Origin of the sequence: Parabacteroides massiliensis (assembly GCF_900155425.1) — a bacterium.
Classification (GTDB): domain Bacteria; phylum Bacteroidota; class Bacteroidia; order Bacteroidales; family Tannerellaceae; genus Parabacteroides; species Parabacteroides massiliensis.
Genome location: NZ_LT700200.1, coordinates 1 through 1,405, shown reverse-complemented (window position 1 = coordinate 1,405; position 1,405 = coordinate 1). Strand labels below are relative to the sequence as shown.

General features: G+C 55.4%; 3 protein-coding genes. All 3 read right to left on the bottom strand.

Annotated elements, in window-relative coordinates; genetic code table 11:
• Window positions 1-52 precede the first annotated feature (52 nt).
• Genes BQ9893_RS20890 through BQ9893_RS20880 form a run of 3 tightly spaced genes read right to left on the bottom strand, consistent with a single transcriptional unit; the run spans window position 53 to window position 1,347 of the window.
• Window positions 53-259 (bottom strand): hypothetical protein, encoded by a 207-nt coding sequence (locus tag BQ9893_RS20890; protein WP_036658774.1) that lies wholly within the window; start codon window positions 257-259, stop codon window positions 53-55.
• Window positions 260-297: 38 nt separating this feature from the next.
• Window positions 298-786 carry a hypothetical protein gene (locus BQ9893_RS20885; RefSeq protein WP_005647401.1) on the bottom strand — a complete coding sequence of 163 codons (489 nt, stop codon included), beginning with the start codon at window positions 784-786 and terminating at the stop codon, window positions 298-300.
• Window positions 787-789: 3 nt separating this feature from the next.
• Window positions 790-1,347, bottom strand: a complete 558-nt coding sequence (locus tag BQ9893_RS20880) for a hypothetical protein (protein WP_036658822.1) — start codon at window positions 1,345-1,347, stop codon at window positions 790-792.
• Window positions 1,348-1,405 lie beyond the last annotated feature (58 nt).

Here is a 1,405-nt window from a genome sequence, read left to right as displayed (position 1 = left end):
TCCATGCCGGGCGTAAGGCCGTCCTTCATCAAAAATTCAACTTCTACAGGTTTCATTCCAGTCTGCTTTGAAAAAATCCTACAATATCGTCCGCCTCGTCCTCCGCGCTACGGTCCGTTCTCCGGCTGCCTTCACCGCCGCCTTTCTTCCGCCTCACATACCGGGGCGCGTCACTCAGCATCATGATCAGCGTCTGGTAATTCACCCCGTCAAGGATGTAATCCACGCTCCAGCCGGTCGCCGATGCAATCTGCCATATAAATCCGAAGGGGCTATGGGAACCCTCATAACGGGTCCTTAACTCCCCCTCCCCACCTGGCTCAGCCTCGGCTTCATCGGGTTCGCCCGATCCACCGACCTGATAATACGCATAAAATCCTTCGTACCCATCAGTCGCTCAAACATCCGAAACATAGCCATCAGGTAACGCCACTCCACAAAGCTCCGCAGCACCCAGGCCGTCAGCCCGATGCCCATGTGCCGCGCCACGTAGCCCCGGCACACCGTATAGGCCAGCATCCGGCTTATACCTTTCCCGTGCTTTGCAATAAAGGCCATCTCCTCCGCCTTGTTCTTCACCTTCCAGCCGGGTGACACACCCAGTTTCAGATACTCTCTTGCCAGCAGTATCTGGCCCCGAAGCCGGGGACGCTTCATCGTCACACGCAGTTCCAAGGGACACTTCTTAAAAGGAATGCGACACCTTTTAAGAGGAACGGACACGCCACCGTCCAGCAACGCGTCCGCACATTCCATTTCCACCAGCTGCTCCAACCGGTCATCCATACGCTAACCCTCCCCAGTCTGGATTTGTGCCGTCGCCTCTTCCGCTGCCGGCAGCTTGTACTGTTCCCACTCACTGGGAATGGATTCCGTATCGAACACACCGTAAGGCTGTGAACCGTCCTCCGGCATTGCCACCTCCAACGTACACTCGATCTTCGCCGTTTCTGTCAGGGTCAGCTTGCCGCCCAAATTGGAGAGCAGTGTCGCATTGGGCATCAGGATGCTCTTCCCGGACACAAGGGCAAGTTCCCAGGGGCCCTGCATCACCATCGCGGTCGAGGGGGCCGTCCAGCCGATCGGAGTTTTCTTTTCCGAATCTTCTTTCTTATAATGCAGGCTGCCACCAAGCAGTTTGTGCAGGTTATCAAAGTCCATCTGGATCACATTGAACGTCGGCGCTATGCTGCCGTTCGACTGGGCTATGACCAGCACCGGGGCACCGGGCACCTGTTCCGCCTCGATTTTCGCCGCCTCAGGTTTCTGGCCGCCCAGGTCAAAGGAGCCTTTCTCGATATAGCCCACGACAAAATCCTTATATTTCACGGCACCGATGCCGTACATGAAATTCTTATCCGCCATCTTTCTTTTGTTTTTGAATTAATATTACCGCTAAAACGCA

Excerpts from the sequence above, each read along its gene's own strand:
- BQ9893_RS20880 (WP_036658822.1), bottom strand. The coding sequence starts at position 1,347 with ATGTACGGCATCGGTGCCGTGAAATATAAGGATTTTGTCGTGGGCTAT.
- BQ9893_RS20885 (WP_005647401.1), bottom strand. The coding sequence starts at position 786 with ATGGATGACCGGTTGGAGCAGCTGGTGGAAATGGAATGTGCGGACGCG.